The sequence below is a fragment of the Pandoraea sp. XJJ-1 genome (assembly GCF_026802345.1).
Taxonomy (GTDB): domain Bacteria; phylum Pseudomonadota; class Gammaproteobacteria; order Burkholderiales; family Burkholderiaceae; genus Pandoraea; species Pandoraea cepalis.
This window is the reverse complement of sequence record NZ_CP113827.1, coordinates 4005266-4022880: the sequence shown is the minus strand read 5'-3', so window position 1 is coordinate 4022880 and position 17615 is coordinate 4005266. Positions and strand designations below refer to the sequence as shown.

15 protein-coding genes are annotated in these 17615 nt (G+C 64.9%); 9 read left to right on the top strand and 6 right to left on the bottom strand.

The annotated features are described in order from the left end of the window. Window positions 1-161: 161 nt before the first annotated feature. The 6 genes from OYT13_RS18550 to OYT13_RS18525 all read left to right on the top strand — a co-directional run bounded on the left by OYT13_RS18550 (window position 162) and on the right by OYT13_RS18525 (window position 8486). Window positions 162-1439, top strand: a complete 1278-nt coding sequence (locus tag OYT13_RS18550) for an efflux RND transporter periplasmic adaptor subunit (RefSeq protein WP_268566780.1) — start codon at window positions 162-164, stop codon at window positions 1437-1439. A gap of 2 nt (window positions 1440-1441) precedes the next feature. Further along, on the top strand, window positions 1442-4579 hold the full coding sequence (locus OYT13_RS18545) for a multidrug efflux RND transporter permease subunit (protein ID WP_268566779.1): 3138 nt from the start codon (window positions 1442-1444) through the stop codon (window positions 4577-4579). Beyond that, entirely contained in the window at window positions 4576-6036 is a 1461-nt protein-coding gene (locus tag OYT13_RS18540; protein ID WP_286798697.1) for an efflux transporter outer membrane subunit, read from the top strand. Before OYT13_RS18545 ends, OYT13_RS18540 begins: the two co-directional genes overlap by 4 nt. Window positions 6037-6146: 110 nt before the next feature. After that, on the top strand, window positions 6147-7040 hold the full coding sequence (locus OYT13_RS18535) for a LysR family transcriptional regulator (protein ID WP_017233914.1): 894 nt from the start codon (window positions 6147-6149) through the stop codon (window positions 7038-7040). Window positions 7041-7188: 148 nt separating this feature from the next. After that, on the top strand, window positions 7189-7956 hold the full coding sequence (locus OYT13_RS18530; RefSeq protein ID WP_017233913.1) for a LuxR family transcriptional regulator: 768 nt from the start codon (window positions 7189-7191) through the stop codon (window positions 7954-7956). A 269-nt stretch (window positions 7957-8225) separates the two neighbouring features. After that, complete coding sequence (locus OYT13_RS18525) at window positions 8226-8486, top strand: DUF4148 domain-containing protein (protein ID WP_017233912.1); 261 nt, start codon at window positions 8226-8228, stop codon at window positions 8484-8486. 212 nt (window positions 8487-8698) lie between these two features. Here OYT13_RS18525 and OYT13_RS18520 read toward each other — a convergent pair whose 3' ends face one another. From OYT13_RS18520 to OYT13_RS18495, 6 genes are all read right to left on the bottom strand, one after another. Continuing rightward, window positions 8699-10210 (bottom strand): efflux transporter outer membrane subunit, encoded by a 1512-nt coding sequence (locus OYT13_RS18520; protein ID WP_268567900.1) that lies wholly within the window; start codon window positions 10208-10210, stop codon window positions 8699-8701. 17 nt (window positions 10211-10227) lie between these two features. Continuing rightward, the gene (locus tag OYT13_RS18515; RefSeq protein ID WP_017233910.1) at window positions 10228-11193 is read right to left on the bottom strand and encodes an efflux RND transporter periplasmic adaptor subunit; all 966 of its coding nucleotides are present in this window, start codon (window positions 11191-11193) and stop codon (window positions 10228-10230) included. Then, window positions 11190-11399, bottom strand: coding sequence for a DUF1656 domain-containing protein (locus OYT13_RS18510; RefSeq protein WP_017233909.1), 210 nt, complete (start codon window positions 11397-11399; stop codon window positions 11190-11192). The genes OYT13_RS18515 and OYT13_RS18510 overlap by 4 nt, the downstream gene beginning before the upstream one ends. Next, complete coding sequence (locus tag OYT13_RS18505; protein WP_268566778.1) at window positions 11396-13405, bottom strand: FUSC family protein; 2010 nt, start codon at window positions 13403-13405, stop codon at window positions 11396-11398. Before OYT13_RS18505 ends, OYT13_RS18510 begins: the two co-directional genes overlap by 4 nt. A 3-nt stretch (window positions 13406-13408) precedes the next feature. After that, a complete protein-coding gene (locus OYT13_RS18500) occupies window positions 13409-13882 on the bottom strand; it encodes a MarR family winged helix-turn-helix transcriptional regulator (protein WP_017233907.1) in 474 nt (157 codons plus the stop codon). Window positions 13883-14062: 180 nt separating this feature from the next. Beyond that, on the bottom strand, window positions 14063-14578 hold the full coding sequence (locus OYT13_RS18495) for a MarR family winged helix-turn-helix transcriptional regulator (RefSeq protein ID WP_268566777.1): 516 nt from the start codon (window positions 14576-14578) through the stop codon (window positions 14063-14065). 180 nt (window positions 14579-14758) lie between these two features. Here OYT13_RS18495 and badH point away from each other — a divergent pair, with 180 nt between their 5' ends. The 3 genes from badH to aliB all read left to right on the top strand — a co-directional run bounded on the left by badH (window position 14759) and on the right by aliB (window position 17586). After that, window positions 14759-15526, top strand: coding sequence for a 2-hydroxycyclohexanecarboxyl-CoA dehydrogenase (gene badH, locus OYT13_RS18490; RefSeq protein ID WP_017233905.1), 768 nt, complete (start codon window positions 14759-14761; stop codon window positions 15524-15526). Between the two features lie 108 nt (window positions 15527-15634). After that, window positions 15635-16417 carry a 2-ketocyclohexanecarboxyl-CoA hydrolase gene (gene badI / locus OYT13_RS18485; protein ID WP_017233904.1) on the top strand — a complete coding sequence of 261 codons (783 nt, stop codon included), beginning with the start codon at window positions 15635-15637 and terminating at the stop codon, window positions 16415-16417. Further along, complete coding sequence (gene aliB / locus OYT13_RS18480) at window positions 16414-17586, top strand: cyclohexanecarboxyl-CoA dehydrogenase (RefSeq protein WP_017233903.1); 1173 nt, start codon at window positions 16414-16416, stop codon at window positions 17584-17586. Before badI ends, aliB begins: the two co-directional genes overlap by 4 nt. Window positions 17587-17615 lie beyond the last annotated feature (29 nt).

Here is a 17615-nt window from a genome sequence, read left to right as displayed (position 1 = left end):
GGGTACTGACCCCTTCGCGCAATGCGCACCTGCCACCCACGGCGAGCCTGGAGAGATGCGGGCCCCCGGTACCCCATCCGTGGCTGCGCCATGGGTCGACGTCGCGCACTGAGCGCGGTCTCGACACCCCCGACCGGTTGTCGTCAATCCAACGTACTTACATGTCATCGAATATTCATTACCGAACTCGCTTCGGACGGCTAGCCGGCCTGTCAGCCAGCCTGATCGCCAGTATTCTCGTGCTCGCCGCCTGCGCCGACCGAGATCCAAAGGACGAGGCCGATGCGACACCGGAAGCGGTCGTGCGCATCGTCGAGCGCCGTGCACAGACCCTCACTACGCAGCAGCCGGGACGATTGGCCGCCTACCGCAGCGCCGACGTGCGTGCGCGTGCGGGCGGAGTCGTCGTCGAACGCCGATATCAGGAGGGGCAGACCGTTGCCAAGGGCGACGTGCTGTTCCGCATCGACCCACAACCGTTGTCGGCTGCGCTGGACGCCGCGCGCGGTGCACTCGCCAAGGCAAACGCTGAACACGACGCGGCGCGCGACAAGGTCGAGCGATATCGCGGCCTTCTGGAAGTGCGCGCCATCAGCGCCCGGGAAGACGCCGAGTCTCGCTCGGCCGAAGCGCGTGCGCGCGCGGAGGTGCTGGCCGCTCGCGCGGAAGTCCGCAAGGCGGAACTCAATCTCGGCTATACGCGCGTCGTCTCACCCATTGCGGGGCGCGTGCGCGGTGCCGAAGTCACGGAAGGCGCGCTGGTCGGTCTCGACTCGGCCACGCTGCTCACACGCGTTGAGCAGATCGATCCGATCTACGTGAACTTCTCGCAGCCGGCCGCGGAGGTGTATGCGATGACGCGCGATTTGCGCGCCGGCAAGCTGCAGCACCGCAACGCGTCGGCCGCGCCGCCGGTGCATGTGACGCTGCCCGACGGCCGTGAATACGCGCTACCGGGCCAATTGCTCTTTACCGATCTGGCGGTCGATCCGGGCACGGACACGATCGCCATGCGCGCCGTGCTGCCAAACCCCGACGGCGTATTGCTGCCCGGCGCGTTCGTGCAGGTGTGCCTGCAGGGGGCGGTGAATCCGAACATCGTGCGCGTGCCCCGCGAGGCGCTCACGCGCACGGCCAATGGCGCCGTGGTGCGCGTGGTCGACGCACAGGGCACGGTGCGCGACACGAAGGTGCATGCGGATAAGATCGACGGCCGCGATTGGCTCGTCACGGAGGGCCTTGCGGGCGGCGAGACGATCATCGTGCAGAACGTCGCGCAGTTCTCCGACGGCATGCACGTCAAGGTCAAGGCCGAGGCCAAGCAGACGGACGACACGAAGGCCAAGCCGGTGACGTCCCGCGACGCGAAGCCGAAAGACAATGGCGGACCGGTCGAGCCTGCGCGCGCCGGACCGGCCTCCCACGCGGAGACGCAATAATCATGGCTCGCTTCTTTATCGATCGCCCGGTCTTTGCCTGGGTGATCGCCCTGTTGATTACGCTCGTCGGCGTGCTCGCGATCCGGGCGCTCCCCGTTGCGCAATACCCCGACATCGCCCCGCCGACGGTCAGTGTCTGGAGCAGCTATCCGGGCGCGTCGGCCAAGGTGGTCGAAGACGCCGTGACGGCGATCATCGAGCGCCAGATGAACGGCGCGCCGGGGCTGATGTATACGTCGGCGTCCAGCGGCAATGGTCGTTCGTCGGTCAATCTCACCTTCCGGCAGGGCACCAATCTCGATCTGGCCGCCGTCGAGGTGCAAAACCGCTTGAAGACGGTCGAATCGCGTCTGCCTGAAGTCGTGCGCCGCGATGGCGTCGTGGTCGAGCGCGCGGCCGACAATATTCATATGGTGGTCACGCTGGCGTCCGCGAATCCGGCGATTGGCGAATCCGATCTCGGCGAGATCGCCGCGGCGCAGGTCATCAACCAGCTCAAACGCGTGCCGGGCGTCGGACAGGTGCAGTTCTGGGGCACGGAGAAGGCGATTCGTATCTGGCCCGACACAGCGAAGCTCGTCGCCCTCGACCTGAGTGCTTCGGACATCGTCTCAAAGATCCGGGCCTACAACGTGCGCGTAACCGTCGGTGATATCGGCGCAGGCTCGACGCCCGCGTCGGCCCCGATCAACGCCAACGTGGTGTCGGAAGGCTCGCTTTCCTCCCCCGAAGCCTTTGCCGGGATTCCGTTGCGCGTGCGTGCCGACGGCTCGGCGATCCGGCTCGGCGATGTCGCTCGCGTGGAATTGGGGGCGGCCGATTACGCCTATTCGTCGCGCGTGGACGGCATGCCGGCCACCGCGATGGGCATCAAGCTGGCCGCCGGCTCGAATGCCGTCGCGGTGATGAAGGCGGTGCGCAAGGTGATGGACGAACAATCGGCGCTGTTTCCGGCCGGTGTTTCGTACCAAATTCCGTACGAGACCGCGTCGTTCGTCAAGGTTTCGATCCAGAAGGTCGTGAAGACGTTGCTCGAAGCCGTGGTGCTGGTGTTCCTGGTGATGTACCTGTTCATGCAGAACCTGCGCGCCACGCTCATTCCCACACTGGTGGTGCCGGTCGCGCTGCTCGGCACCTTCGGCGTGCTGCTGGGACTCGGCTATTCGATCAACACGCTCACGATGTTCGGCATGGTGCTGGCCATCGGCATTCTCGTCGACGACGCGATCGTCGTCGTGGAGAACACCGAACGCATCATGGTGGAAGAGGGACTCTCGCCCTATGCCGCCACGGTCAAGGCGATGAAGCAGATCAGCGGGGCCATCGTGGGGATCACGGTGGTGCTGGTCGCGGTGTTCGTGCCAATGGCGTTTTTCCCCGGTGCGGTGGGCAACATCTACCGTCAGTTTGCAATCACGCTCGCGGTGTCGATTGCCTTCTCGGCGTTCCTTGCCCTCTCGCTCACGCCCGCGCTGTGCGCCACGCTGCTGCGTCCAATCGCGGCCGGCCATCACGACAAACGCGGTTTCTTCGGTTGGTTCAATCGGACTTTTGCGCTGGGTACCGAGCGCTACACACGGACCGTAAGCAAGACGTTGCGCCGTCCGTGGCGCGCGGTGCTGGTGTATGGCGCGGTGCTGATCGCCGTGCCGCTCGCGTTCATGCGTCTGCCCTCGTCGTTCATTCCCGACGAGGACACCGGCAGCTTCATGGTGATGGCGTCCGAGCCGCAGGGCGCCACGTTGCCCGAGGCGATGTCGGCGCTCGAGCGCATCGAGCAATACCTGATGCGGCACGAGCCGGTCAAACACGTCTTTGCGCTGGGCGGATGGAACGAGTTCGGTTCGGGCCCGGGCGGCGGCATGCTGTTTGTCACGCTCAAGGACTGGCACGAACGCACATCTGCACACGACGAGGTGAGCGCCATTGTCGAGCGCGTCAACGCCAAGTTTGGCGGTCGGCCCGATCGCATGGTGATGGCGATGAACAGCCCGGCGCTGCCGGAACTGGGTTCGTCGAACGGCTTCAATCTGCGCTTGCAGGACCGGGCCGGTGTGGGTAAGGACGCGCTCACCGCCGCGCGCGATGCGCTGCTCAAGAAGGCGGCGCAAGATCCTGTGCTCAGGAACGTGATCTTTGCCGGTCAGGGCGACGTGCCTCAAATCGACGTCGCCATCGACCGGCACAAGATGGAAGCGCTCGGCGTCAAGATGGACGACGTCAATACGACGCTCGCGACGATGTTCGGCTCCGACTATGTCGGCGACTTCATGCTGGGCGCGGAGAGTCGCCGCGTGATCGTGCAAGCGGACGGACGTCAGCGCGTGTCGCCGGAGGACGTCGGCAATCTGCGCGTGCGCAACGCGAATGGCGAAATGGTGCCGCTTTCGGCATTCGTCTCGCTCAAGTGGAAACTCGGCTCGCCGCAGCTCAGGCGATACAACGGTTACCCCTCGTTCACGATCCAGGGCGAATCGGCACCGGGCAAGAGCAGCGGCGAGGCGATGGTGCGCATGGAGCGACTGATGGCCGACCTGCCCCAGGGCATCGGTTACGAGTGGAGCGGCCAGTCGCTCGAGGAGCGCATCTCGGGCGCACAGGCGCCGGTGCTGTTCGCCTTGTCGGTGCTGGTCGTGTTCCTCGCGCTCGCGGCGTTGTACGAAAGTTGGGCAATTCCGGCGGCCGTCGTCATGGTGGTGCCGCTCGGTGTGATCGGGGCGCTCGGCGCGGTGAGCTTGCTGGGCATGCCCAACGACATCTACTTCAAGGTGGGGTTGATTGCGACCATCGGCCTGTCGGCGAAGAACGCCATCCTGATCGTGGAAGTCGCCAACGATATGACGAAACAGGGCATGGCCTGGCTCGATGCGGCGGTCGAAGCCGCGCGTTTGCGCCTGCGCCCGATCGTGATGACGTCGCTGGCGTTCGGCTTCGGCGTGGTGCCGCTGGCCATTGCCTCGGGCCCGGCGTCGGGCGCGCAGCGCGCCATCGGTGTGGCGGTGCTCGGCGGGATCGTGACGGCCACGGTGCTGGCGATCTTCCTGGTGCCATTGTTTTTCCTGTGGGCCGGCCGCTTCGTGCGCCGGCCAAAGACGAATGCGTCGGGCGATGCCGCACCGGCTATCGAGGGGAAGGTATGAAGACGTTTCGACCCCGCATGCGCGGGATAGCTGCGCCCGGCGTGTGTTTGCTGGCATTGGTCGGCGGATGCACGTTGGCGCCGACCTATGAGCGCCCGGCGGCACCGGTGCCGACCACGTACGAGGCGGCACCGTCGGGCACAGGTGCGCGTCTGGCGCTCGCCGAGCCGCTCGCGGCAGACGCGGATTGGGCCGACGTATTCACCGATCCCGCCTTGCAGACGCTGATTCGCCGCTCGCTCGCGCAGAATCGCGACTTGCGCCTGGCGTCGCTACGGGTGCAGGAAGCGCGTGCGCTGTATGGCATCGAGGCGGCCAATCTGCTGCCGAGCGTGCAGGCAGGCGGCGCATTCTCCCGTCAGCGGTACTCAGGGGCCGCGGGCCAGCCTGAGGGCAGGGGCACCGCCGCAGGTTACGTCGCCAACGACTTACGGGCGACGCTGGGCGTGAGCGCCTTTGAACTCGATTTCTTCGGGCGCGTGCGCAGCTTGAGCGACGCGGCGCTGCAATCGTATTTGGCGAGCGAGGAAGCGCAACGGGCGGCGCAGGTGAGTCTCGTGGCGGAAGTAGCCACGTCCTACATTGGACTCGTGGCCATCGACGAACAGATCGCCTACGCGCGGGAGGTGCTGGCGGCACGCGAGGAGGGCATTCGCGTGGTTCGCCTGCGCGCCGAGCGCGGGCTGATCGACGATCTCGACCTGAATGCCGAGACCACGCAGGTCGAAGTCGCGCGCGCAGCACTCGCCGAGCGCGAGCGGCAACGCAGCGAGATCGTGCACGCGTTGCAGGTCCTGACCGGCGACGTGAGTGCGAAGCCAGTCGCGGCGGCATCGCTCGACGACGCATTCGTCATGCCCGTGGCCGCCGGATTGCCGTCCTCGTTGCTGATACGTCGTCCGGATATTCGGCAGGCGGAGGCGCAACTGCGTGCGGCCAACGCGGATATCGGCGCCGCTCGTGCGGCGTTCTTCCCGTCGATCAAGTTGACGACGGATGTCGGCACTGCCAGTGCGGGGATTGCGGATCTGTTCGGCGCCGGCACCGGTGTATGGTCGTTCCTGCCGCAGATTACCGTGCCGATCTTTACGGGCGGGCGTCACCGGCAAGGGTTGAATCTGGCGAACGTGCGCAAGGAGATGGCCGTTGTGTCGTACGAGCGTGCGATTCAAACGGCGTTTGCCGAAGTGGATGACGCCCTGACCGCGCAAGGGCTGCTATCGCGCCAGTTCCAGGCGCAAAAGCGCGTGTCGGACGGCGAGCGCGAGCGGCTTCGTCTGGCCCATCATCGCTATACCAACGGCGTGGCGAGCTACCTCGAACTGCTCGACGCGCAGCGCAGCGCATTTCACGCGGCGCAACAGTTGATCGATGTGAAGCAGCGAGTACTCGTGAACCATGTGGCGCTGTACCGAGCGTTGGGCGGCGGATGGCAACCGGAGAGCGGCACGTCCTGAGACGGTGGGCGGCGGGACCGCATGGCGAGCAACGCATTGACATGGCGCATCGATAGCGTCTCTTGGTAAAGTCTTGACATGCCCCTACGGTTCATAAGGAAAACTTTGAGATGCGCCGCCTGAATCTGGATCAGCTTCACACGTTTTCCGAAGTCCTCGACGCGGGGAGTTTCTCCGCGGCCGCCGCGCGGCTCGATCTGTCGCAGCCCGCCGTGAGCTTGCAGGTTCGTCAGTTGGAACAGCGATTGAACGTCCGGCTGGTTGAGCGCGTGGGCAAGCGGCTCAAGCCGACGTCCGCCGGGCTGACGCTGCTGGACCATGCCCGCCGCATCGATGCTGTCGTCGAAGACGCCATGCATGCGCTGTCCAGCCATGCGAGCGGCGAAGTCGGTGAAGTGGCGATCGGAACCGGAGCGACCGCCTGCATTCATTTGTTGCCGCCGATACTGCGAGCGATGCGCAAGCGCCACCCGATGCTCGACATCCGCGTGAGCACCGGGAACACCGACGACGTGGTCGCCGCGGTGACCGAGAATCGGCTCGATATCGGTCTTGTCACCTTGCCCACTGCCGGGCGCAGCCTGCATATCACGCCCGTATTGCGCGACGCGTTCGTCGCCATCGCGCCCGCCGGCGACTCGCACTGGGCGACGGAGGTCACGCCGCAGATGCTCGCCGCGGCACCGATGGTCGCGTTCGAGCCGGGGAGCAGCACCCGGTTGTTGATCGATGAATGGTTTCTCCAAGCGGGATTGCGTGTGCGGCCAGTCATGGCGCTGGGCAGCGTCGAAGCCATCAAGGAAATGGTGGCGGCCGGCTTGGGTTACAGCATCGTGCCCAGGCTTTCCGTCAACGCGGCGCACTACCGGCGGGGCTTGCGTGTCTCGACGCTCACACCGGGGTTGACGAGAACGCTTGCGGTCGTCATGCGCCGCGACAAACCGCTGACACCGGGATTGCGCAGGGTCGCATCGGCACTTGAGGCGTTGGGCGATGCCGCCTGATGGCAACGCGGAAATGATTGGTAATTCACAGTAAATCAGTTTGCGGCCCGGTCACGTAGAATTGCCAACCGTGACCGCATAAAGATAGGACTACCATGCGAGAATACGGGAAATTTTCCGGAAATCATGGAGAAGCGCGCAATTCGCAATGCATCATCCTCTTTATCGATATGAAGGGCTGCTCGGTGCCCGCTCGGTCGATGCACTTGACGCCGAGTTTCAGAAACTGACGCAATCCCTGGGATATGAAGCGTTGTTCTATGCGCCGCTGTCACCGCGTCGCGAACGGGAGGCGGCTACATTCCAGATGGGGGACCAGCGCATTACCTCGCAGGGAATGCCCAGCCGGCACATTTTCACGACGTTTCCGGCCGCCTGGATCGAGCGCTATCAAAGCGTGGGATATGCCGAAGTGGATCCCGTATTGATTGCCGCGAATTTGTCGCCGCTGCCGATTCTCTGGCGAACCTTCCTCGCACAGGCGCAGCCGCACCCCATCTTCGCGGACGCGCGCGCGCACGGCCTCGGGTCCGGGGTGTCGATTCCGATCTACGGTGCGACCGGCGAGCGCGCGATTTTCAGTGCGGCGACGGCCGCGTCGCCGGAAGCCTCGGCCGAGCACGAAGCGCGCATGCTCGGAGAGATTTATCTGACGGCAGTGTATTTTCACCAGGCGATTCAGCAGCTCGACATGCAATGGGTGGCGAGTCGCAGCACCGGCAAGCTCAGCCCGCGTGAGATCGAAAGTCTGCTGTGGGCGGCACGCGGCAAAACGGCGTGGGAGATCGGTTTGATTCTGCGCATCTCCGAGCATACGGTGACGTTTCACCTCAATAACGCCAAGCGCAAGCTCGGTGCGGTCAATCGGCACCAGGCCATTGCCGCGGCGATCAGCAGCGGGGCGATATCACCCTGAGGCATCGTCGATGCCGTCATCTCCCGTGAGCGTCCTCGACGTAACGCTCGCGCGGCCGCTTCGCCTGCCATCCCCGCCCCGGTTTTGTTTCGTTTTCGCGTAATTCCTTCATCGGATTGCGAGGATTTCACAGCGTTTGTGAAACAGTGTGTTGTCGCTTTAGGGCTGGTTCATTAATGAGGGAAAACTATAATTTACCTATGGCGAAAACTGATTGAGTGCGGTTTTCGTGTCCATGCGTAACCGATGAACGATAAAAGGAGTTTTCCATGAAAAAGAACCTGTTGAGCGCTGTCGCCCTCGTTGGCTTGACGATCGCTGCCGGCTCGGTATTCGCCGAAGGGCAGGCGCAAACGACCGGTGTCACCCGCGCCCATGTGCGCGCCGAACTTCAGGCAGCCCGTGAACTGGGTCTCTCGCCGGTGACGGAATTTAACTTCCCGTACACCTATGAGCAGTCGGTCCAATTGCAGAACCTGACGGCCCAGATCGAAGCGCGCAATCAAACGGCGACCCCGGCCGCCAACTGAAGGTGATGCGATAACCGTCGACAGGTTATCGATGACAGTGCCTGGATTCGCCGACGGCCCGCCTGACTCGCCACCGAGTCCCGCCTGCGCCGTGCGAATCACCCCACCGACGCCGCAGCGCGTCCTATCACAGCCCCGCCCGAGGATTCGTTCCCGACGGGGCTTGTGTGTTTCTGGAGGCGCGGCGTCGCGAAGACGCCACCTGCCTCATCTCAACGGGTGGATACTGAAGATGCCGTGGAGGTTGCCGGCGTGTTGTTGCTGCCGGCCGTCTCATGGGATGCCGTCGGCGACGCCTTGTCGTGACTTGCATTCGCGGCACTCGATTGCCAGCCACCGCCCAACGCCAGGAACAGATTGACCTGGTCCAGCGCGACTTGTGTCTCGGAGGCGGCCAGCGCGGCCTCGGCACTGGCGTGCGTGCGCTCCGCGTCAAGACTCGTCAGATACGGCGCGCGACCGGCCTGGTAGAGCTTGTGGTTCTGTTCGGCGGCGGTGCGCGATTTGTCGCGGGCATCGCGCAGGGCGTCGTCGCGCTGCAGCTCACGCGTGTATGCCGAGAGTGACGTCTGTGTTTCTTGCAGGGCCTTGAGCACGACGCCGTCGAAATGCGCGAGCGCGGCATCCGCCCCGGCTTCCATGCCCTTGATGTGTGAACGCACGCCGTTGGTCGGCAGCGACCACGTGATCATCGGTCCCACGCTCCACTGCTCGGTGCGGCCTTGCCCGAAGTGTTCCAGGACACCGCTCGCCCCGATCGACGCACCAATGCGGATCGACGGATAGAGGTCTGCCGTGGCGACACCGATCTTTGCCGTGGCGGAGGCGAGTTCGCGCTCGGCCTGACGCACGTCGGGGCGGCGCTTGAGCAGCGCCGTGCCGTCGCCGACCGGCAGCGGTTGCGCGAGTTGAGGAATGCGGCGGCATTGCGCCGCGCTTGCGTCGAGCGTGCCCGGCACCTTACCGAGCATGACGGCCAGTCGGTACGTCGCCGCGTCGTGCTGCGCCTGGAAGCGCGGCAGGGCGGCACGCAAGGTGTCGGCCTGCGCTTGCGCTCGCAGCAGATCGGTCGGCTGATCGCGCCCGGCGTCGACGAGCTTGCGCGTAATCGCGACGCTCTTTTCCTGCAACGCCAGTTGTTCGTTGGCAACGTCGAACTCGTGGTTGGCGGCGCAGCCTTGCACATAGGCGCGCACCGTTTCGGCGGCCACGCTCACACGCACGACGTCGAGGGCCGCCTGACTGGCTTCGGCGGCGGCCAGCGCGGCTTCATCGGCGCGCGCGAGTTTGCCGAAGAAGTCGATCTGATACGAGATGGACAGGGCGGCGGCGGCCAGATTGACCACCGGCAATTTTTCTTCCTTCAGGAAGCTCTCGCCGGAGATCTGCGCGCGGGCGGCTTCGGCTTGCACGCCGCCCTGCGGCAGATTCTCCGATTCGACTTCGTGGTACATCGCGAGCGCGCGCTGCACGTTGGCGGCGGCCACGCGAATGTTCGTGTTGGCGGCCAGCGCCGTTTTCACGAGTGCGTCGAGCTTGGGGTCGTCGTAGAGTTGCCACCAGTCGTCGGGCACGGCACCGATCGAGACACCGCGCTGCGCTGCGTTCGCGATGGGGCCATTGGCTTCGGGCGAGCGCATGAGCGCGTGGTCCGGAAGATGATAGTCAGGCCCGACGGTCGTGCAACCGGCAACGAGCGCGGCGGCCACTGCCACGGCGCTCATCAGGCATACGCGTGATTTCACCGCTGGGCTCCCGGTTGGGCGGACTTGGCCGACGTGGCCGACGTGACCGACGAAGGAGATGGCGTCGTCGGTTGCGATTGACCGGCGGTGTCCTGCTGACCTTCCACGACCGTCACGGTCGCGGTGCGCCCGGCGACCAGGCGCATGTCCTTGGGCACATCGTCGAGCGCAATGCGCACCGGAATGCGTTGGGCGAGACGCACCCAGTTGAAGGTCGGGTTGATGTTGGGCAGCATCGACGCACCGCTCGTGCGGTCGCGATCCTCGATGCCGGCGACGATGCTCTGGACATGACCGTGCAGCACCTGGCGCTCGCCCATCAAACGCACCTCGACCTTGTCGCCGATGTGGATGCCGCGCATCTTCGTTTCTTCGAAGTAGCCTTCCACGTGCAGCGAGTTGGCATCGACCATAGAGAGCACCGGGCGGCCGGTGCTGACGTAGTCGCCAACCCGTGGCAGGCGATCGTTCAGGTAGCCGTCGGCGGGCGCGAGCACCCGGGTGCGCGCGAGGTTGAGTTTCGCCAATCGCACGGCGGTTTCCGCCTGGGCGACCGCCGCCTCGCCCGATTCGACCTTGGCCTGGCCGGCTTCGACGACTTCCTTGGCGACGACTTCCGTCAACTGATGGTTGCGCGCATTTTCGCGGCGCGCCTGTGCGAGCGTGGCGCGCAGCGCCGCGACGTTGGCCTCGGCCTGCTGCACTGCCAGCGTGTAGCGGTCGGGGTCGATCACGAACAGCAGATCGCCACGGTGCACCGGCTGATTGTCCTTGACCTCGACATCGGTGATGAGGCCGGAGACGTCGGGGGCGACCTGCACGATGTCGGCGCGAATGCGGCCGTCGCGTGTCCAGGGGGCGACGGTGTAGTAGTCCCACAGATGCAGCAGAACGAACACCGCGATGCAAGATACCGCGAGCGTCAGCGCGACGGGGCCGATGGAGCGAAATTTCAGTTTCATGGTTGGCAAGCGTGAGCGATGGCGACAATGCCGCCCAGCGCGATGATGTACACCGCAAGGTTAAACAGGGAACGGTGCCAGACGAGCTTGTAAAAGCCCAGGCGCGCGAGTACGAAGCGCAGCGCGCCGGTCAGGACGAAAGCCACGACCATCAGCACGAGCAGCGTCGGTACGAACACGCCGTAGATATCGATCTCTCCGCTCATTGAGCACTCCCGGGGCGTGTGGTGGGGAACAGCGCGACGTGGATGTCCATGAGCGACGCGCGCGCGCTGCGCGACGCCTGGTCGGTATGCGCCACCATCGAACGCACGGCACCCAGCAGTTTGTCTTGCAGCGTGGCGTCGGGGATGCTGACCGATTCGTCGAGCCGCGCCTGATAAAAGCGCGCCACATCGGTGAGCACGGCCTCAACGGCGTCGCGCTGCGATGCACTGAGATGCGGCAACTCTCGCTGCAACGCCAGCGCCGAGAGTTCGACGCGCACTTCGGTAAAACCATCGCTCGACGTTTCGCTCTCGCTCGCAGCCAGGCGCGGCACGAGCTGGCCCAACCGATCGAGCAGACGCGTGCGCAGACGGTTATGTTCGGCAACGGAGCGCCCGAGCGCGTTGCGCGCGATGTCACGCCAGCTCGAATGAATCAGTCGGCGCATGGCAACGCGCGTACCGAACGGGCGCGTCTGAAGTGTCCAGAGCAAGGCGAACAGCACGCCGGCCAGTCCGGCGAGATTGCCGTTGAAGAACGCCTGGAAGTCGGCGCTGTATCCGCCCTGAATGCCCACGAAGCTCGCCGTATTCACCGCGACGAGCATGGCCACCATCGTGAAGCGCGGTTGTGGAATCAGCGTGCCCAGCAACAGATACGGAATGGCGAACAGCGCGACGAGCAGCCCGAAGTCGTGCGCATTCGTCAGGATGAAGAAGACGTACACAGCGGCGAACACCACGCACACGGCGGTCGCCCAGAAAAACGAGCGGATGAACGGCGCGGGCTCGTCCATCGCGGCGAAGAAGCAGCAGGCCACGGCACCGAGCGAGACGCCGGCGGCGCCATCGTTCCAGCCGGTGTAGATCCACGCCATGCCCATGAGGAACGTGCACAGTGCTGCTGACACCGTCGAGAACAGCAGGAGTCCGTGGTCGTAGTGACGCGCGCCGCCGAGCTCCCAATGCTGGAAGGCGGGCGTCCATTCACTCTCGCCCTCGTGATGCTCGCGCTGACCGAAGCGGCGCTGCAGCGACGCGCAATCCTGCCAGAGCTGTACAAGCGAGCGCAGACGGTCTTCGGTGGCTGCGACCAGGGCACCATACCAGTCCGAGGCCTCACCGGCCGATGGCGCCGGACTCAGTAAATGCGCCGGGGCGGGCATCGGCGCACCGCGACGCAGCCAGGCGACCACGTCGGCCATCTTCGCCTCGAGCGTCCCGGGCGCGCCGCTCGGATGCTCGCGCAATGCCTGCACGAGCGACGCGACTGTCGAGAGCACGGGCATCATCATCGTCATGCGCCCGCGCAATTCCTGCGCATCGCGCACGCGTTCGGACGTGTCGGCGTCGTACGAGAGCTGGCTGATCAACTGGTCGAGGGCCAGAATGTCGGCGGCCATGCGGTGCCGGCTCATGTGGCGCGTTGCCTTGCCGTCGGGGTCTGCCGAGAGCATGTCGGTCGTCCAGCGCGCGGCGTCGGTCAGCCAGCGCGCCGAGCGGTCGTGCAGGACCTTGGCCACGCTCGTGGGCAGGACCACGGCGCCGACCACGCTTGCACAGACGATGCCGAGGATGATCTCTTCGGAGCGCGCGACGGCGATATCGAAGATGACGCCAGGCGTGTTGACGGCCGGCAGGGCGATCAGCGGCAGCGTGTACGAGGCGAGCAGGAACACATAGCTGCGCGGCGAGCGATGCAGCAGCGAAATATAGAGCAGCGTGCCGGTCCACAGCCCGACGGCCGCCATCAGCAGCTCGGGCGTGTTGACGAGCGCCGGCACGAAGACGACGGACGCCGCGGCGCCGAGCAGCGTGCCGAACACGCGATACAGTGCCTTGGAGCGCGTGGCGCCCGTGAGCGGGTGCGACACGATATAGACGGTGGCCATCGCCCAGTACGGACGCGGCAGGCCGAGCGCGAGCGCGATGTAAAGCGCCAGCATCGAGGCGAGGAACGCCTTGATCGAGAAAATCCAGTCGCGGGAGGAAGGCCAGGTGAGCACGGTTTACTTCTTGGGGGGAGCCAGTGCGAGGATGGACCCATCGGGGCCCGCTGCGCGAGAGAGCACTTCGAACACGCGCAACACCGCTTCGAAATCCTCGCGCGGAATGTCGGCGAACACCTTCGCGCGCAACTGGCTGAGTTCGATTTCGAGCTTTTCGGCGAGCGCTTCGCCCGCCGCGGTCAGTCGCAGCGCATTGGCGCGGCGGTCGCTTGCGTCGACTTCGCGCAGCACGAGACCGGCCCCGCACAACTGATCGAGCAGCCGTACCAGCGACGCGCCTTCGAGCCCGACATATTCGGCAAGCTCGACCTGACGCACGCCCTGACCCAGCCGGCGGATGAACAGCAACGGGCCGGCGCTCGCCGCCGAAATACCGTATTCGGCGATCGCGCCTTGCGATAGCTGGCGCCATTGTTTGCCGGCCAGCAGCAGATGGCTCGTAAAGACAAAGCGGAGCGATTCCAGGGAGGTCATGAGAAAGATTATATGTTAACTAATAATTAGCATGCTAGTTAATAGGGTATTGCGTGTGATAGCGATGTCGCGGGAAACCCAAGCCTGTATTGGGTTTTCGGGAGATCGTCGCGCGCCTTGACGGCGCTTCGGCGGACGATTTCGGCGCCGTTCGCCTGTTTTATTTTTGGTGAAGCGATTTCAGGCGCCCTGGCGAGCGTGCCCGTCGTCTGCGCGTTCTCCCTCGCTTTCTCCATCGGGCGGGCCGCCTGCCGCCTCGTCGATCCGCTTCATGTTGTCGAGCAATTTGAGCAGATAGTGCAGCGTGTGCGTCATGTCTCCCGTCGAGAATTCATCGAGCGCCTGCGCGTAATAGTCATGAATACGCGGGACCGCCTCGCGGTGCCAGACCGCACGCCCATGCTCGGTCATGGTGATGCGGCGCGATCTCCGGTCACGGCCGTCCGGTGCGCTCGCGATATGGCCGTCGCGCTCCATACGGCCGATCAGGCCCGACAGATTCTGGCGACTCACCATCAGATAACGCGCGAGATCGCCCACACTCATGCCGTCGGGCACCTCCGGGCGCGAGAGGGCACCGAGGACGGCCCATTGCTGCGTCGTCAGGCCCAGACTTTCCACCGCTCGTGTACCTGTTTTGTGCAACATGTTGGCGCATTGATAGAGTCGGAAGAACAGCCGGTTTGCCAGCTCCATGCGCGTTATTTTCGTATTATTGCTAGGGTTTTCCATATCAATTTCTCCGCTTTCGCGTGCTTGCGCATCGTCGAGGTCGCGTCTAGTATACGTCAACATATTGACGTAATTTTATCGATGGGCCGGGATCTCCAAGGTCAACAAGGATACCGCGCCCACCTGTGACTCTGGAGGCGAGACATGCGGCGATTCGAGGGCAAGACGGTCATCGTGACGGGCGGTGGGGGCGGGATAGGCGGGGCGACGTGTCGCCGTTTCGCCAGTGAGGGCGCGGCGGTGGCGGTATTCGACCGCGATCTTGCGGCGGCCGAGCGCCGGGCGGGCGACATTGTGGCAGCGGGCGGACGTGCCCAGGCATTCGCATGCGACATCACGGTGCGTGATCAGGTCGATGCCGCCGTCGCTGCGGCATCGGCGGCGTTGGGGCCGGTGGATGTCCTGGTCAACAACGCCGGTTGGGACATTTTCAAGCCCTTCACCAAGACGACCCCGGCGCAATGGGAGTCGCTCATCGCGATCAACCTTGTGGGCGCGCTGCATATGCACCACGCGGTGTTGCCCGAGATGGTGGCACGGCGCAGCGGACGCATCGTAAACATCGCGTCGGACGCGGCGCGCGTCGGGTCGTCGGGCGAAGCGGTGTACGCCGCGTGCAAAGGTGGGCTCGTCGCGTTCTCGAAGACGCTTGCCCGCGAGCACGCGCGCCACGGCATCACCGTCAACGTGGTGTGCCCGGGGCCGACCGATACGGCGCTCTTTGCCGATTACAAGGAAGGCGCGGGCAATCCGGAAAAGCTGGTGGAAGCGTTCACCAAGTCCATTCCGCTCGGCCGCATCGGCCAGCCGGACGACCTGCCGGGGGCGATTGCCTTCTTCGCGAGCGACGACGCCTCGTTCGTCACCGGTCAGGTGCTGAGCGTATCGGGCGGCCTGACCATGTGCGGTTGATCCCGACTATTTCCCGATCTCTCTTATCGATATCACCATTGGCGCGCGTCGCGGCTTTCAGCGATACCCCACGACAGCGAGCGACGCGCAGCGGCAAGGAGCGACACCATGCAATACGAAGACATCCTGTATGAAGTGCGCAACGGCGCGGCGTGGATCACGATCAACCGTCCGGACAAGATGAACGCCTTTCGCGGGCGTACCTGCGACGAACTGATTCATGCCATCAACAAGGCCGGCTACGACCGCGAGATTGCCAGCATTGTGCTCGCCGGCACAGGCGAGAAAGCATTCTGCACCGGGGGCGATCAGTCGGCGCACGAGGGGCAGTACGACGGACGCGGCACCATCGGGCTGCCGATGGAGGAACTGCACAACGCCATTCGCGACGTGCCCAAACCCGTCATTGCCCGCGTGCAAGGCTATGCCATCGGCGGCGGCAACGTGATCTGCACCTTGTGCGACTTCACGATTGCGTCCGAGAAGGCCGTGTTCGGGCAGGTCGGCCCGAAGGTCGGCTCGGTTGATCCGGGCTTCGGTACCGCATTTCTCGCGCGCGTCGTCGGCGAGAAGAAGGCGCGTGAGATCTGGTATCTGTGCCGTCGCTATCCGGCGACGGAAGCGCTGGCGATGGGTCTCGTGAACACGGTCGTGCCGCACGATCAACTCGACGCGGAAGTTCAGAAATGGTGCGACGAGATTCTGGAGCGCAGCCCGACGGCGATTGCCATTGCGAAGCGCTCGTTCAACATGGACACGGCGCAACAGGCGGGCATCGCGGGCATGGGGATGTACGCGCTCAAGCTCTACTACGAGACGGAGGAGTCGCGCGAGGGCGTGCGTGCATTCCAGGAGAAGCGCAAGCCCGAGTTCCGTAAATACGCCAAATGAGCGAGGCGAACGCGATGCAGAATCCGTATCTCGACGACGATCTCGTTGCGCTGGCCGAGCACACGCGGCGATTCGCCCAGGCGCGCGTCGCCCCCGGCTTTCTCGAGCGTGACAAAACACGCGTGCTCGATCGCACGCTCATGCGCGAGATGGGGGAACTTGGCCTGATCGCGCCGGAGCTGCCGGAAGCCTTCGGTGGGCAGGGCATGGGGCGTCTCGCGGCGGGCGTGATACACGAAGCAATTGCGCGCGCGGACCTGAGCCTGTCGTATGTCAATCTGCTGGCCTCGCTCAATGGCCAGATTCTCGCGGCGCATGGGCAGCCTGAAGTCGTTTTGCCTTGGCTGCGCAAGCTCACGCGCGGCGAGACGTTGCTCGCGATCGCACTCACCGAGCCGCGCGGCGGGTCGGACGCCGCCAACTTGCGCATGCGGGCCGAATTCGACGGGACACATTACGTGCTCAACGGAGAAAAGACCTCCATCTCCGCCGCCGATCAGGCCGACGCCGCCGTTGTGTTCGCACGCACAGGCGACGTGGCGTCGGGTGCACGCGGCATCTCGGCGTTCCTCGTCCCGCTCGACTTGCCGGGTATCACTCGGCAACGCTTCGATTGCCATGGGCAGCGTGCCATCGGCCGCGGCTCGCTGTTCTTCGAGAACGTGAAGATCCCGGTCGACCACGTACTGGGCGCGCCGGGCGAGGGCTTCGTGCAAGTGATGCAGGGCTTCGACTTCTCGCGCGCGCTCATCGGCTTGCAGGTGCTGGCCGTCGCCCGCGCCTCGCTCGACGAGACTTGGGAATACGTGGCCCAGCGAGAAGCGTTCGGCAAACCGCTGTCGGCGTTTCAGGGCGTCTCGCATCCGCTGGCGGATTTCGACACGCAGGTCGAAGCGGCGCGTCTGCTCTGTCTTCAAACGCTGTGGCTCAAGGACCGCGGCCTGCCGCACAGCGCCGAGGCGGCCATGTGCAAATGGTGGGGGCCGAAGCTCGCTTACGACGTCATCCATCAATGCCTGCTGATGTTCGGCCATGGCGGTTACGACCGGGGCGTGATGGAGCAGCGTTTGCGCGACGTGCTCGGTTTCCAGATCGGTGACGGCACCGCGCAGATCATGAAGACGATCATCGCGCGCACGCGCGCCGGCCGGCAGGCAGTGCCGGTTTGACCGGCCGGCGGCTGGATGACATCCGCGAC

Coding starts and splice junctions, on each gene's coding strand:
- OYT13_RS18535 (WP_017233914.1), top strand. CDS start 6,147: ATGCGCCGCCTGAATCTGGATCAGCTTCACACGTTTTCCGAAGTCCTC.
- OYT13_RS18520 (WP_268567900.1), bottom strand. CDS start 10,210: ATGAGCGCCGTGGCAGTGGCCGCCGCGCTCGTTGCCGGTTGCACGACC.
- OYT13_RS18550 (WP_268566780.1), top strand. CDS start 162: ATGTCATCGAATATTCATTACCGAACTCGCTTCGGACGGCTAGCCGGC.
- OYT13_RS18510 (WP_017233909.1), bottom strand. CDS start 11,399: ATGAGCGGAGAGATCGATATCTACGGCGTGTTCGTACCGACGCTGCTC.
- OYT13_RS18525 (WP_017233912.1), top strand. CDS start 8,226: ATGAAAAAGAACCTGTTGAGCGCTGTCGCCCTCGTTGGCTTGACGATC.
- OYT13_RS18540 (WP_286798697.1), top strand. CDS start 4,576: ATGAAGACGTTTCGACCCCGCATGCGCGGGATAGCTGCGCCCGGCGTG.
- OYT13_RS18500 (WP_017233907.1), bottom strand. CDS start 13,882: ATGACCTCCCTGGAATCGCTCCGCTTTGTCTTTACGAGCCATCTGCTG.
- aliB (WP_017233903.1), top strand. CDS start 16,414: ATGAGCGAGGCGAACGCGATGCAGAATCCGTATCTCGACGACGATCTC.
- badI (WP_017233904.1), top strand. CDS start 15,635: ATGCAATACGAAGACATCCTGTATGAAGTGCGCAACGGCGCGGCGTGG.
- OYT13_RS18495 (WP_268566777.1), bottom strand. CDS start 14,578: ATGGAGCTGGCAAACCGGCTGTTCTTCCGACTCTATCAATGCGCCAAC.
- OYT13_RS18545 (WP_268566779.1), top strand. CDS start 1,442: ATGGCTCGCTTCTTTATCGATCGCCCGGTCTTTGCCTGGGTGATCGCC.
- OYT13_RS18530 (WP_017233913.1), top strand. CDS start 7,189: ATGCATCATCCTCTTTATCGATATGAAGGGCTGCTCGGTGCCCGCTCG.
- badH (WP_017233905.1), top strand. CDS start 14,759: ATGCGGCGATTCGAGGGCAAGACGGTCATCGTGACGGGCGGTGGGGGC.
- OYT13_RS18515 (WP_017233910.1), bottom strand. CDS start 11,193: ATGAAACTGAAATTTCGCTCCATCGGCCCCGTCGCGCTGACGCTCGCG.